Consider the following 17,894-nt stretch of genomic DNA (forward strand, 5'->3'; position numbering starts at 1 on the left):
ACACATTCTTTTGAGTTAATTTTCTTTTTTAGTGCAAACAAACTTTGCAAAATTTATTAAATTTGAACTTTATTAAAAAGGGAGAAGATACTATGACGACAGAAGAAAAGGAACAATTACGTCAACAAGCGATCAAGGATAATGAACTAAGAATTTCACATTTGGAAACATTCCTAGATGGATTTCCCCTTGATACAGATGTTAATAAGACAGTCTCACTAGAAATAGGAACAGCAATTATGTTTATTGAGCAAGAAATAAATAAACTTAAATCTTATGTGATTAAAGAAGAAATGAATGTAAGTGACGAAGGGAAAATAAATGAACCTGATCCCGCTGCCATGAACCAAACGAAGGAAGAGACATTTAAGCGAATTTTAGTTAAAGCTAATTATCCATGGGAGTTAATAAAGGATTGGACAGAAGATGAGTGTGAAGCAGAGATTGGAGCAATTGAACGAGCAAACAAGTAATTAAGCAAAAGCCTATCATTAGATGGGCTTTTTATTTTGAATAAAAATTGAAAGGAGATTTATATGAAAGAAAGAGCGAGAAGTCCCACATTCTAATATTGAAACATCAATATTAGAAAGGAATTGAGCGCCAATGAGGTTTAAAAGAGGATTTGCTTTAGCTGTATTTCTACTCTGTTTCATTACTTTGTTTAGTAAAGAGACAGGAGTAAAGGCGGCATATCCTAATGACGTAACAAATACAGGGGCATTAATCGATTCTAACATTGCAACAGTTGTTGGGGATGATACGACAATTAACGCTAAGTATAAATTCTATCCTGAATTTATAAAAGACGTTACTACAGTTGAGACTTTTGGAAATGCAAATTGGGAATTGAAATGGAGTCCTTCAGAGGGGCAAGATTTTTTATCATTTATACCCACAAACGATAACCAAAAAGGACAAGTAGGTGTTATGTATCGAAAAGTTGGTAAATTTAATGGAAAATGGATAGATTTAAAGATTACAGTTGATGATTGGGACAGTTACTCAAATCAGAAGGGGAATATTTCTTATTCACCTAGAGGTATAAGGCATGCAACACAAAACTATAAATCAGTTACGCAAACATGGCAGTTTATGGACAATGAAACTGGAAATGTGGTGTCGTTAGATGGATACCTTACATTTGCTGATATTGATGTAAGACAAGGAATACGTCTTAGTGACGGTCAAATTAAGGCTTTAGATGGACTGTATGCAACCAATGATAGATGGCTAAAACACGAGTTTACCAATGGTTGGCATTCAATCTTTGATTCTACGAATAATAATGTTTTTCCCGATGGTTTACCAACTAACAATCCATTATATTCTCAATTTCCATATAATCATGACAAATTTACTAATCTAACAATTACTTTTAGTAATACTTCGAAGATTACATTTGATTGGACGAGGGCTTTTATTGGAAAGTGGGATAGTCCTACTATAAATCCTGACTTTAACGAACTAAATGACGTTCAAGTTTTCTTCACTACAGGTAAGAAATTAGCAAGAACTGAAATTTTGAAACCTGAAAAGTATATTAGTGTGTCGTCTGATGATAAATTGCTTACGGAGAATGTTTTGAATTCTTATAAACAGAAGTTTTCCTATCACTTAGTGCATCAAGTTCATGACGAATACAAGGAGCATTATTATAGGAATTACGAGATTAAGGATACAATCCCTGAGGGATTGAACATTGAATCCATTCGTATTCAAGATGAAGAAGGTAAAGATGTTAGTGAATTCTTCAATAATAACAGTAGTGGAAATACAGTCCTATTTAAAGCAAAGTCAAGTGCCTTAAAGAGTAGTTCATTTTATGGAAGAACCTACAAGGTAAAAATTGATGTTGTACCTTCTAAGATTGAAACTTTAAATAAGTTGGTCAAGAACGATGCTGTTGAATGGATCAATACATTATCTGTTACTGTAGATAAAGTTGTTAATACATCTAATGCTGTTTCTACTAAGTTATATAAAAGGAATGTTGATGTATGGCATGTAGATAAGATTAATAATGAAGTCTTAGAGCATACAACGGATAAGAAATTTGATGGAGAAGAGTATTCGTATTCAACCAAAGATACCTTTAAAAAAGAGAAATTAAGCTATATGCCAGTTCCAGTTGAAACAAAAAAAGGAACGGTTGCGGGCGGAAATGTTGAATTGAAATTTTACTATCAACTACCTTTTTTAGATGTAAATATGAAACATATTCAGATTTACACTGCAAATGCTCAAAAAGGGTTACCGGTCAAATTAGATATAACAAAAACTTTTCCCTATGGCATGAATATTCCTGAGGTTTCTTCTAAAAAAGTGAAGATTGAATTGTTTAAAAAAGATTCTAAGCAGCCGTTGATTTCAAAAGAATTTCTATTGAAAGATATACCCGATCATATGGGTGACTGGACTGTGCCAAAAGATGGACTGGAAAAAGATAAGCATAACAATTATATTGTAAAGATTTCGGGGATGGTTAAAGGTGAAATTACATCTAGCAATCCTGAAATTGATACAGATGGATATACTTCTTCTGAAGAAACAGTAAAGGCGAATGCCAAAGAATCTACTGAATTGAAATACAAAGGTGTTATTATGACGGAGCGTGAAGTCGGAAAAGAAATGAAGGTTTTCTATGAAACACTTACAATTCCGTTAAAACAACTGTCTAAGCAAAAAACAGGCTATGGTTTTGAATTGAAAACTGAAGCTAGTTATAACAATGAGTTGGCAGCCGTTTACGATATCAAGGCAAATGCTTTGGTGGATAAGAGATTAATTGATTCGCATCTAAATTATGTGAAGAAAGATGGTAATGTCATCGTTCCACTGGACGAAACGAAAAAAAGCGTTAGTTCAGATAAAAAGAATACTCATTTTACCTTTGAATTACCACATATCAATGTGGAACAGAAAACAGGTACTTTATTTACGGATCAGCAGGTTAAAGATAAAGATTCCCGTATCAAGAATGCATTGAAAGATGGGAAACGTAGATTATATGCTCCAATTTGGGCTGAATTAGGTGATTACAGTGTTTATTTAAAATCTATTGAAGCAATTGGAGTAAATCAAATCAATTTTGAAATTGCCAACTCTTTAAATCTGTTTGCATATATGTACGGAACGATTGGCTCTGAAACATTAAAAGATGATGAAGTCCTTCTAGAGCCTGTCGATCCAAGAAATCCTTTCCCAAACGGTAAACCTTCTGATTGGTCAGATGATGATATTGCTTGGTTAAAGTGATAGGAAAGGAGTTGAGAGTTGAGTGAATGTCCTAACATACAGTTCAGCCAAAAAACAAATTATCTTCATGGCGCTATACTTCGTAATTACGGGGATTGTTATTCGTTTAATTGGATATTCGTTACAAGGCAGCCTTTCCGCTTTTTCACAAGCAGGCATCGGAGATTTACTTTCAGGGAACTTTTCAATAAAAGATATGTTCCACTTTGACTTTAGTTTTGATATGAGTCAATTTGATGGATTTAGCTTTAATATGTGGATTGTCTTTATAAAAGAGAAAATCCATAACGTTATAAATGATTTGATGCCAACTACATTAGGGGCAATTAATATGTTGATGTTGAGTAAGTACCTAACGGTAGAAAGAGCCATCAAATTAGGAATTAAACTGTATTAGATAGAAAGAGAGACGTGATTTTTATTACGTCTCTTTTTTATATAAAAAAACAAAAATTGAGAGGATGTTGTAACATGTTAGATCAAAATACGGATCGTAGTTGGTGGATGATTGGGGCGGTTATAGTTGGAGCTGCTTTAGTAGGGGTTGTATCTGTTGCTTTTCCTGACTTAACACAGTCAGTAATTGGTTTGTTTAAAACAAAACTTTCCTCTGTTAAATAGTATGTAGGCATGAGATCACATCCAACAAGGGGAGAGAGAATTTTCTCTCCTTATTTGTTTGGGAAGGAGTGAAGGAACTGAAAGAACATCCATTCATCCTAATAATAATCGTTTTAGGGATTTTCTTAGTTTCTATAGGTGGCTATTACTATAGAGAGAATTTCGCTTCTGATTCAGTCACACAAGGAGTTACAGAGACAGTTCGAGCGAGTGTAATTTCAAATGCAGATAATAGCTCTCGTGTTCAAAGTGGGGAGCTGTTTATTGTAAAGAGTGATTTTGAAAAAGATTTTAAAAAACGTATTGAATCAAATAAGCTTGTGAAAATTGGTAACGATGCAAAATATGAATTTAAGTACTTAGATAATAAGAATGGCTCTACTAAGGCAATTCGAGCCATTATACGAGATGGAGATCAAACGTATCAAGCAACTTATAAAGTAAGTATTGCTGCATCTTAAAAGAAAGGGGAAACGTATGTTAAGTGATATAAAAATGTTTGGTGCAAAAAAGACAAATGGTCATAAAACAGATTTCACTGATTTTAATCCTAAAAAGTTAGAAACGATAAGAAATGACTTGAAAAATAGATATGCTGAGTTAGTTATTGATGCACTATTAAAAGAAGAAGCAAGGCAAGAAATTAAGCGGAAAATTAAAAGTGAGTATCCAGCATATTTTATGGATTATGATGAAGACAAAGTGGATGATGTGATTGAATATGTCGTGTCTGAACTTGTTGGGACAGGTGTTATAGAAAGATTAATTAAAGATCGTCCTGATATTACCGATATATCCTATAACGGTAGTCATTTAATTGTGGAATCAAGTGATTATAAAGAGATTTATAAAGACACTGAGCACCAAATTACTGAGCGGTATATAACACGACTGATTCAGAAGTTTGCTCATGCGGTAGGGAAAGAGTTTACTCCTAAAAACCCTATCTTTGATGGTGTATATGGTTCAATTCGTATCAATGCGGTGCATAGTCAGAATACAAATGGTAATTCCACCATGTCATTGAGGATCGTTCGCCCTAATTTGGTACTCAATGAGAAGAATTTCGGAATGTTTGCCCCTCAATTCATATATGACTTTTTTAAAGTAGTAATGAAGAGTCGAAATAATGTCTTAATTTCGGGTGAAACGGGAACAGGGAAAACCGAATTGCTTAAACTTTTATTTTCTTTCGTTCAATTTGAGCATAAAGCAATCATGATCGAAGACGTACCTGAAACACATGTTAAGTCCCTGTTTCCTGACAAAGATGTGTTTAGTTGGTTAACGGGCAACGGGGTTACTGTAACGGACGAAATAGTGGCTGCCTTACGAAATAATCCACGTTGGATTATGATTTCTGAGCTTCGTGGAAAAGAAACATATGAAATGATTCAAGCGGTATTATCAGGACACCATGTAGTGACTTCGCTGCACTCGGTAGATGCAGAAACATCACCGAAAAGACTAGTGAATATGTCCAAAATTGGATATCAGGTAGATGAAAAATCACTAGAAGAAGATATTATGCGTTATTTCAATTTTGGCTTCCATATTAAGCGTGTAGTAGTGAAAACAACTGATACAAATGGGAATCAAATTAAACGTGTCATTCGCTATTTAGCAAAAATAGTGGAGTATTCAGTTGAGGGATGCGAAATGGTATTTGAACAAAAATACCGACACGGCAAATTTACTTTCTCTACGGGAAAACTATCAGAAGAATTTTATGACAAACTAGCGGAAATAGATTTGAGCTATGAACTTCCTAAGCATACGGATGAAGTAGCTGTCAAAAAGGGCTTAGTCATAAGTAGATAGAGCATAAAATTTACTCGAAAGGGGGTATGGGGTATGAAAATCTCTACATTTAATGCGAAAACCAAGAAAAAGAAATTTGTGAATGCAGAAGAAATCAATGCTTTCAAGGTCGCATATGGAAAGCCTTTAAATAAAAAGGATTATCTTCGATATGCAATTATTCCGGGATTAGTTACAGGGGTGTTTTCTTTTCTTTTGCTCTATATATGGTGGGTATCGCTAATTTTAGGATGCATTGGAGCGTTATATGGATTGAAAGTGCTAATGCCTAAAATCATTAAAAGGGCATATGAGCGTGATTCATTTCGGGAAAGAAATAAGTTTGTTAATAATATGACTTCACTCTTGGCGAATGATAGCCAAACGTTATTAACTTCGTTAGGAAGAGCGAGTGATCGTTCGCAAGGAGAATTAAGAGAAGACTTAAAAATATTATTAGCAAGCGTAATGGGGGCGGATCAAGAACAAGTACTTCAGGCTTTTAAACAAATGTCCAATAAATATCGTGAAGATATTACATTCGACCAGTATTTAGAACAGCTTGAAACGTGCGTGTTAGAGGGGAGAACGAATCTGGAAACATTGAAAGATATCAAAACGCATCACAATGAGACGAAGGAAAAAAAGGATGATTATGAGCGTAAAAAAGAAGGGCATCTAAAAGATATGAAAATGCTTTGTGGGGTAATCGTGGTGTTTGTACTTGCGATTTCTTTTTCTTTTGGATTTAAGACGTATTTAACGGCATTCGCAGGGCATCCGATTGGCTGGATCACAAGTGGTATTTATATGACATTAATGTTTTTCTTCTTTAAATCCTTTACTACATATCTTTTTGATGACTCAATAATGGAGGTCAAAACATGAGAGTAGTAGCAGCTAAAAGTATTAAACAGAACCGCTATAATCGACTGTTTGCTGAAGAGGACTTATACAGCATGTTAGAAGAGATGGGAAATACCCAACAAATGATTAATAAGTTTCAAAAGAAACGCTTAACCCAAACAATCCTACTGGGATTTTTCGGGTTGTTACTAGGCTTGTTTTTCACAAGTTGGTGCTATCTGTTAGCGTTTGGGCTACCGTTCTTCTTCTATCGTTCTAAGTATACGCATGTGATCAAAACGTATAACGCTTTTAAGTTTGAAAGACATTTGAACTTCTCTAAGTTTACAAGGCTGCTGATTCCTTATTTGAAAGAATCGGGTGGAACAACAAGCTTGTATCAAGTTTTTCGAAAGATACTGAACCGAATGGATAATCCAGTAGATAAGAATTCATTAGCTAAGTTAATGTCGGAAATGACGGATAAACCCAATGATATTCAGCCTTTTACGGATTATGCTATGCGTTCCAGTGGAAGCGATATGTCGATTAATATCATGCAAACGATATATGATTTCCAACAAAACTCTAGTGATACCAATGTAATTAATGAGTTAGGGCAAATGGCAAGTGCGGAATTACAAAGAGCGATAGATGAAATCATAGCTTTTAAGTTAAGAAGATTTAACTTCTTTCCGACAAAAATTGTTATGAGTTCTTTCATATTAGTAGTAGGATTTGCGGCTGCGGTGTTAGTACATCACTTATCAGCTATTAATCTCTCATAAATGATAAGAGAGGAGGAATGAAAATGAGTAGGTGTGAATCATGCTAGATAGTTCCATTATGTTAATAGTGAAATGGTTTGTAGGGCTAATGTTAATCATGATGATGGTGGCAGTAGCCCTTTTTTCTATTCAATTAAGCGATGTGAACTCGTATAAACAGCAAGTTAACTATCAAATTGAGAGACATGGTGGATTAACAAAAGAAGCCGCAGCCAATCTAAAAGATTATAGCGAAAAGCAGTATCAAGGGGCTTTAAGCGTTAAAAGTGACCAATTAAACAAAAAAGTGAACTTTGGTGACGTAGTTGATTATCAGGTTGTAGCCAATTTAAAGATTATCCTTTTTGACTTACCTGACGTAAAAATGGAGTTTCACGGTTCAGCAATTTCACAAGTGCGCTAGAGAGAAGGTGTTAAAGAAATGCTTGAAAACAATGTGTTTCGCTTAATGATTCTTATGGGTGGCGTAATTGCACTCATAGCGATCATAACGCTTTGTGCAGACGGAATCCCTGAAGTTGAGGATGTATTTCAGCATTTTATCTCTCACAAAAATACAAAGTATTAAGTAAAGGAGTTAAGCAATATGGCAACTTCACCAAGAAGAAATAAGGTAGAAAAAGCACCATATCAGGACGCTGTAACAGTTATTTTAAAGAAAGAGGGAAAGACCTATGAAAGTTGGTCACAAGAGATTGTGAATAACAACTGCCTGTCCCTGTTACAAGGAGAAAATCCTAAGTGGCGAAACAAAATGCTAGAAGATGCTTCAATGGAGATTATTGCAGATTCAGTTGTTAAACAAGAAGAAAAAAGACAAAACCACTCTAATAATTAAGAAAGAGGTACTTAATAATGAATTTACCAAAATTAAATTTACTAGAATCAGCAAAGAGTTCTTTGCAAACAATAGGCTACAATGATTTCTTTGACTCTGTGAGTTCTGCTTTAACAAGTTGGACTGGAAAGTTACAAGGAATTGGTTTAGCGGTTATTATATTCTGCGTATGTATTATTGCTTTCATGTTCATGTTCGGCGAAGGACCAAGCCGAACAGCAAAAAAATGGTTAATGTACATTGTTGTAGGTGGCATTCTTTTATGGGGAGCAGGTACTTTAGGAAGTACAATTCAAGGCGTTACAGCTGGTTTCTAAGAAACACATTGAAAGAGAGGCTTACTAATTGTGGGCTTCTCTTTTGTTTTAAAAAAATCCTATACATGAAATGAGGTTAAGAGAGTGTATATTGTAGAGTTTTTACAAAAAGAACAATCTAAAACTTTTAAGAGGTTTTTAAAGAAGAATAAAGCAGGGAACGGAAAGCAATTAGGATTAAAGGCAGCGGAAGAGTTAATTCAAAGATATATTGAACAAAATCAACAATCTGATCAAGTGCTACTGTTATTGCAAGATGTGGAGAATGAAAAAGCGTATGAATTTGAATTACCTGTACAAGTGGGAAGTAAATTTTCTTTACTTACTGCCATTTCAAACGATCTTGAAAAGGGAACTGATTTTGACTTAGGAATGGAAATTAAACAAGGCATATTCGAAAGTTACAGAGCTGAAGAAGGTGGAGCGGCTATAGAACATGAGGAAGAAGCGCCTAAAAAGAAAAAAGGTGGATTATTCGCTAAATTGTTTGGGAAAAAGGAAGAAGTACCACATGTTGATAATGAAGTGAAAAAAGAGTTTGCAGGTGTTGAGGAAAATCCTTTTGAAGAAATGCCTATGCATGAATTGAATAGTAAGGGAACACATCATTTTGAGGATGAAGATATTCAGGGACTACAAGAACATGCTGCTGCTTTAGATCAAAAAGAAGACGATGATCCATTCGCAATTGAAGAAGAACAAGTTCAATTACCTACAGGAGTGAACTTGGAAAAAGGGGCTGAAGAACTACCATTTCCTACAAATGAAGTTGATTCAGTTCAAAGTATAGAAGAAGAACTATTTAGTAACGCTTCAGACGTTCAGAAAACAAATCAAGAGCCTGTAATTGAAGCTCAAAACCAAGATGTATCATTCCCTGATTATGGAGAATATCTAAACCTTAGTGAAGTTGAGACAAAGCAAGAAAGATATGATTCACGATTTACTATCAAGCACTTATTAAGTCGGTTTGGTATGAGTGAGGAAGCAACTACAGGGCTTGAAAAGAAAAAATTACAATATGCAAAAAACGTGTTAAGTGGAAAAGATTTTTTGCTGATTCAAGATAAATATTACCAAGAAATAAATAATTTGAGAGATGAAATCCGTTTGGCTCTTGAAAATACTTATAAAGAAGTCATGATGCGTGATTATCAAAAAGAAGCTGAAGAAAGGATGCAAGACATTTTTGAACAAGGTTTTCAAACGAGATTAGCAGAGTTAAATGAGTTTGAGAATAAAGAAGTGCAAGAAATGCAAAAAAAATTATCTGTATTTACTGAAAAACAACGACTAGCATTAGAGTCTTTTAAATTGCAGCAAGAAGCAGAATTAACAGCATATCAAACGGAATTAGAAGAGCGTAAGAATACGTTAGTAAGTGCTTGTGAAGAAGAATTAAAGAAAGAGAATGAAATTGAAAAGAGAAAAGCAACTTTAGAGAAAGTGTATGAGTTGAAAGTGGAAGGGAAAAAAGAGCTGATTGATAAAAAGAACGAGTATGTATCTGATTCTATAGAAATGACAGAACAAATTATGAACGCTGCCAATGAACAACAAGAAGTGGGGTTTGCGGTTTTAGAGGATAAAATTAAGCAGTTAATCCCTGAATGGAAAGAAGAAATTCAAGCAGAGCATGATAAAGAAATGAAAGAACGTCAATTAAAAATAGAAGAAGAAAAGAACAGAATTGAAATAGAAGCACTAAACTTACAACAAAGAAAAGAGGAAGCAAAAGAGGTAAGAAGTAACGATAGGGAACAGAAGCTATTGAATATCATAGAAGATTTAAAAGAAAAATTATTAAAAGCTCATGCTAACCCAGAACAACAGCCACCACAACAACCAGTGATGATGTATTCGCAACCTGTACAGCAGCCGATAGTTATGTATCAACAACCAGTACAACCTACAATGCAGCAACAACAACCTGCAATGCAACAACAAACAAAAACGTCTACAAAAAAGCGGAGAACATTTTTAGCTAGACTAATGGACTCTGAGTAGGTGGTCAGTAAGGAGGGAATGCGAAAATGGCACTATTAAAATTCAAGCGGAATAAGTACCTTCATCATAATTACAAAATTGATGGTGAAGACCTGCCACAAGAAAAGAATAGGGTAAACAAAAAAGCACTCGCAATTTCTTCACTTGCGGTGCTTTTTCCTTTAGGTGGATTAAATTTTGTAGCAGGTACGTACTACGCCATTGTAAATGAATTATCAAAAACGGTTGAAAAGCCAACTATTTTTGATGTATTTGGTACGGATTGGGAGAAAAGTATTTCATTTAAAAATGTTTTTCTTCCTGTTCTGCCTACAAATGTATACTTGTTTGGTTTATTAGCTTCTACGGTGATGGGTTTTTTGGTGTATTCAAAGATTAATTATCGAAGTGACGAAAATGTAGCTTATGGTCAAAAGGGGGATAGCCGTTTTACTACAATTGAAGAAATTCAAGAACAGTATAGAGAAATTCCTGAAACTACGAAAACGTTTGAGGGGTATGGAGGTGTTCCTGTATCGCATTATAAGGATAAATATTATGTCGATACAGATACAGTCAATACAGCAATATTAGGGGTTTCTCGCTCAGGTAAAGGGGAAACGATTGTCGTACCAATGATTGATAATTTGAGTAGAGCAAAAAATCAATCAAGCTTGATTGTAAATGATCCCAAAGGAGAGCTATATAGTGCATCTAAAGAAACGTTAGAAAAACGTGGATATGATGTTCAAGTTTTAAATATCTTAGATCCCTTGCAAGGAATGTCGTATAACCCTTTACAGTTAGTGATTGACGCATGGGTGAATGGCGATGACCAAGAAGCGGCTAAACGAGCAAATACTTTAACATTCTCTCTTTATAACAACCCGAATGCTGGTGATAATGCATTCTTTAATACTTCAGCACAAAATGCAATTAACGGTATTATTCTCGCTATCGTGGACTATTGTGTGAAGAATGACTGTATTGAAAAGATTACGATGCACAATGTCTCTCAAATGTTAAATGAATTAGGTACTTTTTATTATAAAGAGAATCCTGATGATTTTACCGAAAAGAGCGCATTAGATGAATATTTTAAGAACTTACCGCAAGGTAATGTCGCAAAGATGCAATATGGATCAACTAGCTTTGCAGGAGAAAAAGCAAAGGGGTCTATTCTAGCAACAGCCAATCAAGGACTACAAACTTTTGCGGATAAAATGTTTGCGAAAATGACTTCGAAATCAAGCTTGGATTTAAAACAAGTAGGTTTTCCTAAAAACCTATTTTTTCAGTTGGATGAACGATTTTTGAATAAACGTGTAACGGTATCGTTTCATAAGAATAACCAAGAAAAAACGGAGATTGGAAGCTATGAAATTAAGGTGAAAGCCTTAGGTATGTGCAACATGAACTTCGATGAATCTCTAGAAGATGGAGATTTATTACTCATTCGCTATCAAGATGCAGAAAATCCAAACAAGAAGTACAGATTATTTTATAGCTTACATTTTGAAAAACTGCTAGATGAAAAGGGTCGAGTTGTTTATCAGAAAAAAGAGGGATGCGGACATAAACCTGAGTATCAGCGACAAGTCACACTGATTTTAAAAGCTAATACTTTTCCTTTACAGCCAAAAGCGAAGTTATCGTATTCCAATAAACCTACAGCTGTATTTATGATCGTTCCCGACTACGATAAGTCGAACCACGCACTTGCAAGTATTTTTGTTAAGCAGCTGTATACAGAGTTATCTATGAATTGTAATGATACGAAGGGTAAAAAGTGTTATAGGCGTGTCCATTTCTTACTAGATGAGTTTGGTAATATGCCACCTATTGATGATATGGGCGGGGTATTAACGGTTTGTGCAGGACGGAATATGCTGTTTAATTTGGTGCTTCAGTCGTATTCGCAAATTGAAAAACTGTACGACAAAGAAGCGACAGAGATTAAAGATAACTGCCAAAACCATATTTATATTATGTCTACCAATAAAGACACGATTGAAGAAATATCACATCGAGCAGGGCATAAAACAGTTATTGGTAAATCTTCAAACGAAAGTCACCTAGAAACAGATAATAAGATAACAAAAAATGCGGATCAGCAGCGTATTATTTCTCCCGAACGCTTGGCACAATTCATTGAAGGAGAAACTTTATTACTTCGTGCATTACATAGACAGGATTTAAATAGAAAGAAAGTTAGAGCGTATCCGATTTTAAATACAAGAGAAACAAGCATGCCGTATCGTTGGCAGTTCTTAGGTAAGGATTTTGATACATCAAAAGATTTGAATGGGATTGATATACCGTCGCTGCATACAGGGTTAGATTTAACAGACTTATATTTGAATTTCTTGGATTTCATTATAAATCCAGTTGCAAAAAAAGAATATATCAAGAAACAACAAGCAAATCCTGTAGTGAAAAAAGAGCAAACGGACATTAATGAAGCTATAAAATCACTCATTGGTCTTATGAAAGAGAAAAGAAATAGAAACGATACAGAAGATATTCAGAAACGACTTGTACAAATGTTATTAGATTACGCAACGGATACTATTAGTCCTAAGCCAGAAGAAGTGAAATTTTTAATAGAACATTCTTCAAATCATGAAGTGAAGAGATATTTAGAAAAATTATTGGACATGTTGGTAGAGTAATTGATTTGAAATCAAGCAGAAAGGTAGAAAAGAAATGGCTACTATGAAAATAAAAGAATGGATGTTACGAAGTAAGAAATCATTAGTTACAGGGGTTTTTGCAGTCGCGATGCTATTTGTAAGTTTCGTGTTCACACCGATTGTGTATGCTTTTGATTGGTACAAATTTCTTGGTCTGAAAGATGTGGATACAGAAAAAGCAATTGCCTTTTTAAAAAATGAGTGGATACAATATGCTGATTTTTTAGGTTCTATTTGGCAAACAATTCAAGGAGGAATAATAAAGACATTACTTTATATTGTATCAGCGCTAGAAGGACTAATTCCTGACACTTTTTCTTTTTTCGATGTGCTAAAAGATGCAGGATTAAATGACTTTGCATCATCTATTATAAAGGGTTTATTCTATGCCTTATTCGTATTAGTTGTCGTATGGCTAGGGATTAGAACAATCATTCAGCATAAGCCCCCACGTTTTAAATCAGTAGGAGTTAACATTATTGTAATGATTGGCTTACTAGGTGGATTAAATGAGTTGATGGCGGATATGCAAAAGATATCCACTGATTTTTTTTCAGAAACGACAAACACTAGTAAAACAAAAGATGGATTAGCTTGGGATTTAGTCAAGCAGAATACAGCTGATCTGATTTATTTAAGTAAAACAGGATTCGATCCAATACAAGGGAAAAAGGAAAATGCACCAGCAATTTCATCTACAGATAATAAACCGAAAAATGGAATGGGAAAGGAAGTCTTCCTTCAAGCAAATTTGGGGGATATAGTGACACCGGAGTCTATAGAAGATTTATCAAAACAGGATGGAATTCCTGAAGAAACGAAATTTTTATCCTACAAAATTACAAATGATGGGGATAAAGAAGTAATAGAAGAAATAAAGAATAGTGTGTTTAATCCATTTAAAGATAAATTTCCAGGTGGATATATACGTTATCCAATGAACTTCGGGACTATATTTGGGGGGTTATTAGCTCTGGGAGTTGCTTATTTATTTACGGTATTTGTATTTGTGATGACGATATTTGAAATTGCCATGAAGAAAATTATTGCCCCAATTGTGTTCGTTACGGATATTGAAACGGGTGAAAAAACAAAAATGGTCATGCAGGATATCTTTAAAGGATTCTTAGTATTTGCCTTTACAGGTTTAAATTTACGATTCTATACAATTATCGTTAACTATTTAGCAGAGAAAAACATCAATGCATTTTTATATATAGTAGCAATGGTTTGTTTAACTGTCGCATTAATTAAAGGATCAGAATCTATTTTAAAATACTTTGGTGTTGATGTTGGATTAAAAGAAGGAAAGAATCACTTAATGGGTATGGTTGGCGGAGCTATGGCAGCGAAGGGAGCTATAAAGGGCGCTGGTCGTATGTTTAGCGGTGCGAAGAACCTAATGAGTGGTGGAAGTGGACAAACGAGAGAGGATACGCCTAAACGCTCTGAAATGGACTCGAATCAAGAGAGTGCTGATTCACATGGAGAACAAAAGAATAATGCTAAAGGCGGCGGTATGCAAGCGAAGAAATTTGCTAGAAATACGGGTGCTGCCATGAGTTACGTTGCAAATCGTGGAGTGGGCGGTATGATGAACGATGCAGGAAATAAAGTGGCTGAAACTGTTGGTGGCGCTGTTGATAAAGGGAAGGAAAAGGTATCAGGCGTTGCAAAAGGCGTATCGGACGGTGTGAAAGGTACTGTAAGTGAATTTAAAAGTGGTCAAGCGCAAGGTAAAGAAAAGGCACAAGAAAACGCTGATCGTCAAACACTTAATACAATAGGTAAAGGCATTCAAAATAATGCAAATGCAGGTATAGAGCCATCTGCTAGCCCTAAGATGGCTAATCGTTCAAATGTAGCTTCTATTTCAAATGAAGGGCAGCAAGGTAATGTGAAAAGCGAAAGACAAACAGCAGAAAGAGAAATCGAATTACAAAACAAATTAAGAAATACCGGAAGTGCTGAAGGGCAGCAAGGTAATGTGAAAAGCGAAAGACAAACAGCAGAGCGAGAAATTGAATTACAAAACAAATTAAGAAATACCGGAAGTGCTGAAGGGCAGCAAGGCAATGTGAAAAGTGAAAGACAAACAGCAGAAAGAGAAATCGAATTACAAAACAAACTAAGAAATACAGGAAGTGCTGAAGGGCAGCAAGGCAATGTGAAAAGTGAAAGACAAACAGCAGAAAGAGAAATTGAAATACAAAACAAACTAAGAAATACAGGAAGTGCTGAAGGGCAGCAAGGCAATGTAAAAGGCGCAAGACAAACAGCAGAAAGAGAAATTGAAATACAAAACAAACTAAGAAATACAGGAAGTGCTGAAGGGCAACAAGGCAATGTAAAAGGCGAAAGACAAACAGCAGAAAGAGAAATTGAAATACAAAACAAATTAAGAAATACGGGAAGTGCTGAAGCATCGCAAGGAAATATGAAGTCAGGTACACAAACAGTACAGCGTGATGTGAACATACAAAATAATGTACGAGGAAGTAATGAAGCAACATCCGATGTAAAAGTGGGAGCAACGACAGTACAAAGGGATGTAAACGTACAAAATAATGTACGAGGAAGTAATGAAGCAACATCCGATGTAAAAGTAGGAGCAACGACAGTACAGCGAGATGTAAACGTGCAAAACAATGTGCGAGGGAGCAATGAAGCAACATCCGATGTAAAAGTAGGAGCAACGACAGTACAGCGAGATGTAAATGTACAAAATAATGTACGAGGAAGTAATGAAGCAACATCCGATGTAAAAGTGGGAGCAACGACAGTACAAAAGGGATGTAAACGTGCAAAACAACGTAAGAGGAAGCAATGAAGCAACATCCGATGTGAAAGTGGGAGCAACCACGGTACAACGAGATGTAAATGTGCAAAACAATGTAAGAGGAAGCGAAGCAGTAGATCATACTGTAAGAGTAGGCTCAGCAACAGTGCAGCGTGATGTGAATGTACAGAACAATGTAAGAGGAAGTGAAGCAGTAAATCATACTGTAAGAGCAGGAGCAACGACAGTACAACGAGATGTTAATGTAGAAAATAATGTTCGAGGTAGTAGTGAAGTAACTGCGGATGTAAGAGCAGGAGCAACCACGGTACAACGAGATGTGAATGTACAAGAAAATGTAGTAGAAAGAACAAAGTCAGGATTAAGACAAAGAGGAAGTAAACATAATCGGACAGATCAATTACGTAGAAAATGAGATTAGGAGGGTTAAATGTGAAAGTAATTGATATTGCGAATCAAAGAAGAATTTACTTTGAAATGAAGCAACGAGAATCACAGGCTAGTATTTTAATAATAATAGCGGGATTGTTTGCTGCCGTTGCTATACGGGTTTTTCAAATAAGTTTTGAATTAGATCATTTATATCATTACATTGTTATTTTTTCCTTTCTAACTTATTTTTCTCTCCATCTGCACTCGAATAACAAGTCATCAAAAAATAGAGAGAAAGCAAAAGGGATTTTAAAATGAATAATTGGATATTTGCTATCTTGATGTTAGGAGTTGCGATTGTGTTAAGCATAATCGCAACTTTTTTTAAACAGATTTTTAAAAGAAGAAAGAAAAAAGAGCCTGTGTGGGTAACGGTAACAAACGCTGAATATCTAGACAGAGATTTTTGTAAGAGCAAGGAACAGAAAGATAAGAAGGAGCATGATTAATTATGGAAATGATGCGTAATCCTAAAAATACAAAGCAAGAAATTAAGTTAGCCTTCTTTTATATCATGGATGGAGCAATCATAGTTTTAATGTTAGTTCTAGCAAGTTATATGCCGAAGATTGTTCCAGTCGGAGGATTTGGAAGGATTATGTTTTATGTGCTGTTTGGAGCGTTGGGATTGTTCTTATGCATTAAACCACATAACAGTCCTACAAACAGAAATATATTTGTGATTTTGGATATGTTAAAGATGGACAATAAAAACTATCATCCAATTGAAGTAAATACCATAAGCAGCGAAACAAAAAAGAAATAGGAATGAAAGGAGAGTGCAAATATAGCATTCTCTTTTTTTATATCTCACGAAAGGAAAGATGAAAATGAAAGTTGCGACAGTTGAATCTAAAAAAGTAAACCGAAAGAGAAAAATTGAGTCAGAAAATAGTAATGGAAAACAAAGTTTTATTTCAACAATCTTTGCTTCTTTTAAAAATACGGATGCATCAATTGTTGATATTGCCCCTTATAAACGACTGGAACAAAAAACAGGGGTCTTAGTGGATCATAGAGACAATTTGCAGGTGTATTTAAAGGTAAAGACAACGGACTTACTTTCTATGAACCAAGATGATTTAAAACGATTTATGAATCAGTTAACAAGTTTATGTCGAGTGTATCATGAGCCATTCAAGATTTTGTCTCTTACGTACTCTACAGAAACAACAGAACAACAGGTGTACTGGAAGCGCATGGCGCTACGATATCAAGGGAAAATGAGTCAAGATGTGTCAGAGAGAAACGAAGAACACTTATGGTATCAGCGCTACAGTTTAGCAATTGAAAATTTAAATCGGGTACTGTGGGTAGAAAAGAATTTAAAGGAATTGGCGTTCTTTATTGTTGTGTATGCAAAAAGTGAAACAGAGTTAGTGAAGAATGTGAAGGACATGAAGCGCTATGGTGGACGTCAATTTAACTTGCAGAATATGAAAGCAAAAGAAGTTGAGAAGCTAATCTTTAAGTTACAAAACATGAATTCAGAAATGTAAAAGGAGGAAATGAATA

The 17,894-nt window shown here is 35.0% G+C and carries 20 protein-coding genes; all 20 read left to right on the forward strand.

Features of this window, described 5'->3' with window-relative positions:
• Positions 1–92: 92 nt before the first annotated feature.
• Positions 93–473, forward strand: coding sequence for a hypothetical protein (locus tag OXT04_RS24265; protein WP_098943635.1), 381 nt, complete (start codon positions 93–95; stop codon positions 471–473).
• Between the two features lie 133 nt (positions 474–606).
• The gene (locus tag OXT04_RS24270) at positions 607–3,258 is read left to right on the forward strand and encodes a hypothetical protein (RefSeq protein WP_267418172.1); all 2,652 of its coding nucleotides are present in this window, start codon (positions 607–609) and stop codon (positions 3,256–3,258) included.
• 22 nt (positions 3,259–3,280) lie between these two features.
• Positions 3,281–3,655 (forward strand): hypothetical protein, encoded by a 375-nt coding sequence (locus tag OXT04_RS24275; RefSeq protein WP_267418173.1) that lies wholly within the window; start codon positions 3,281–3,283, stop codon positions 3,653–3,655.
• A 74-nt stretch (positions 3,656–3,729) separates the two neighbouring features.
• Positions 3,730–3,879, forward strand: coding sequence for a hypothetical protein (locus OXT04_RS24280; RefSeq protein WP_000886822.1), 150 nt, complete (start codon positions 3,730–3,732; stop codon positions 3,877–3,879).
• Between the two features lie 77 nt (positions 3,880–3,956).
• Positions 3,957–4,340, forward strand: coding sequence for a hypothetical protein (locus OXT04_RS24285; protein ID WP_267418224.1), 384 nt, complete (start codon positions 3,957–3,959; stop codon positions 4,338–4,340).
• A gap of 34 nt (positions 4,341–4,374) precedes the next feature.
• A complete protein-coding gene (locus OXT04_RS24290; protein ID WP_098943711.1) occupies positions 4,375–5,700 on the forward strand; it encodes an ATPase, T2SS/T4P/T4SS family in 1,326 nt (441 codons plus the stop codon).
• A 33-nt stretch (positions 5,701–5,733) separates the two neighbouring features.
• Positions 5,734–6,567, forward strand: coding sequence for a hypothetical protein (locus OXT04_RS24295; protein WP_098292685.1), 834 nt, complete (start codon positions 5,734–5,736; stop codon positions 6,565–6,567).
• The gene (locus OXT04_RS24300) at positions 6,564–7,313 is read left to right on the forward strand and encodes a hypothetical protein (RefSeq protein WP_098943643.1); all 750 of its coding nucleotides are present in this window, start codon (positions 6,564–6,566) and stop codon (positions 7,311–7,313) included. The genes OXT04_RS24295 and OXT04_RS24300 overlap by 4 nt, the downstream gene beginning before the upstream one ends.
• A 40-nt stretch (positions 7,314–7,353) precedes the next feature.
• A complete protein-coding gene (locus tag OXT04_RS24305) occupies positions 7,354–7,716 on the forward strand; it encodes a hypothetical protein (protein ID WP_000887444.1) in 363 nt (120 codons plus the stop codon).
• Between the two features lie 18 nt (positions 7,717–7,734).
• Positions 7,735–7,881 (forward strand): hypothetical protein, encoded by a 147-nt coding sequence (locus OXT04_RS24310; RefSeq protein ID WP_000892403.1) that lies wholly within the window; start codon positions 7,735–7,737, stop codon positions 7,879–7,881.
• An 18-nt stretch (positions 7,882–7,899) separates the two neighbouring features.
• Complete coding sequence (locus OXT04_RS24315) at positions 7,900–8,151, forward strand: hypothetical protein (RefSeq protein ID WP_085782953.1); 252 nt, start codon at positions 7,900–7,902, stop codon at positions 8,149–8,151.
• Between the two features lie 17 nt (positions 8,152–8,168).
• Positions 8,169–8,468, forward strand: a complete 300-nt coding sequence (locus OXT04_RS24320; protein WP_085782954.1) for a TrbC/VirB2 family protein — start codon at positions 8,169–8,171, stop codon at positions 8,466–8,468.
• An 84-nt stretch (positions 8,469–8,552) separates the two neighbouring features.
• Positions 8,553–10,475 carry a coiled-coil domain-containing protein gene (locus OXT04_RS24325; RefSeq protein WP_267418174.1) on the forward strand — a complete coding sequence of 641 codons (1,923 nt, stop codon included), beginning with the start codon at positions 8,553–8,555 and terminating at the stop codon, positions 10,473–10,475.
• A gap of 26 nt (positions 10,476–10,501) precedes the next feature.
• Positions 10,502–13,126, forward strand: a complete 2,625-nt coding sequence (locus OXT04_RS24330) for a VirD4-like conjugal transfer protein, CD1115 family (RefSeq protein ID WP_267418175.1) — start codon at positions 10,502–10,504, stop codon at positions 13,124–13,126.
• Between the two features lie 34 nt (positions 13,127–13,160).
• Entirely contained in the window at positions 13,161–15,977 is a 2,817-nt protein-coding gene (locus OXT04_RS24335; RefSeq protein ID WP_374693287.1) for a pLS20_p028 family conjugation system transmembrane protein, read from the forward strand.
• Positions 15,949–16,362, forward strand: a complete 414-nt coding sequence (locus OXT04_RS29975; protein ID WP_374693288.1) for a hypothetical protein — start codon at positions 15,949–15,951, stop codon at positions 16,360–16,362. Before OXT04_RS24335 ends, OXT04_RS29975 begins: the two co-directional genes overlap by 29 nt.
• On the forward strand, positions 16,359–16,637 hold the full coding sequence (locus OXT04_RS24340; protein ID WP_085782958.1) for a hypothetical protein: 279 nt from the start codon (positions 16,359–16,361) through the stop codon (positions 16,635–16,637). The genes OXT04_RS29975 and OXT04_RS24340 overlap by 4 nt, the downstream gene beginning before the upstream one ends.
• Positions 16,634–16,828, forward strand: coding sequence for a hypothetical protein (locus tag OXT04_RS24345; RefSeq protein WP_267418176.1), 195 nt, complete (start codon positions 16,634–16,636; stop codon positions 16,826–16,828). Before OXT04_RS24340 ends, OXT04_RS24345 begins: the two co-directional genes overlap by 4 nt.
• Positions 16,829–16,830: 2 nt before the next feature.
• Complete coding sequence (locus OXT04_RS24350) at positions 16,831–17,145, forward strand: DUF5592 family protein (RefSeq protein WP_085782959.1); 315 nt, start codon at positions 16,831–16,833, stop codon at positions 17,143–17,145.
• A 64-nt stretch (positions 17,146–17,209) separates the two neighbouring features.
• Positions 17,210–17,878: a hypothetical protein gene (locus OXT04_RS24355; RefSeq protein WP_085782960.1), complete on the forward strand. Its 669-nt coding sequence runs from the start codon at positions 17,210–17,212 to the stop codon at positions 17,876–17,878.
• Positions 17,879–17,894 lie beyond the last annotated feature (16 nt).

The sequence above is a fragment of the Bacillus sp. GC_Bacil_1 genome, assembly GCF_026540675.1.
GTDB classification, from domain to species: Bacteria; Bacillota; Bacilli; order Bacillales; family Bacillaceae_G; genus Bacillus_A; species Bacillus_A cereus.